Source organism: Streptomyces glaucus, assembly GCF_039533365.1.
Classification (GTDB): Bacteria; Actinomycetota; Actinomycetes; order Streptomycetales; family Streptomycetaceae; genus Streptomyces; species Streptomyces glaucus.
Map to the genome: position 1 here is coordinate 1 of NZ_BAAATK010000143.1, position 768 is coordinate 768.

Sequence of the window (768 nt, forward strand, 5' to 3'; positions counted from 1 at the left end):
GTGCTGCTGGCGGAGGCGAACCAGTGGCCGGAGGACGTCGTCGACTACTTCGGCGACTTCGCCTCCGGCGGCGACGAGTGCCACATGGCCTTCCACTTCCCGGTCATGCCGCGCATCTTCATGGCCGTCCGCCGCGAGTCCCGCTACCCGGTCTCCGAGATCCTGGCCAAGACCCCGGCCATCCCCTCGGGCTGCCAGTGGGGCATCTTCCTGCGCAACCACGACGAGCTGACCCTGGAGATGGTCACCGACGAAGAGCGCGACTACATGTGGGCCGAGTACGCCAAGGACCCCCGGATGCGCGCCAACATCGGCATCCGCCGCCGCCTCGCGCCCCTGCTGGACAACGACCGCAACCAGATCGAGCTGTTCACCGCCCTGCTGCTCTCCCTGCCGGGCTCGCCGATCATCTACTACGGCGACGAGATCGGCATGGGCGACAACATCTGGCTCGGCGACCGGGACGCGGTGCGGACCCCGATGCAGTGGACCCCGGACCGCAACGCCGGTTTCTCGTCGTGCGACCCCGGGCGGCTCTTCCTGCCGACGATCATGGACCCGGTCTACGGCTACCAGGTCACCAACGTCGAGGCGGCCATGGCCTCGCCGTCCTCGCTGCTGCACTGGACCCGGCGGATGATCGAGATCCGCAAGCAGAACGTGGCCTTCGGCCTGGGCTCCTACACCGAACTGCCCTCCTCCAACCCCGCGGTCCTGGCCTTCCTGCGGGAGTACGAGGACGACCTGGTGCTGTGCGTGAACAACTTC

Annotated in this window: 1 protein-coding gene; it reads left to right on the forward strand. The window is 67.8% G+C overall.

Going from position 1 to position 768, the window contains the following annotated elements:
• A partial coding sequence (locus ABD363_RS32440) for an alpha-amylase family glycosyl hydrolase (RefSeq protein WP_344610042.1) occupies positions 1-768 on the forward strand: 768 nt, incomplete at both ends.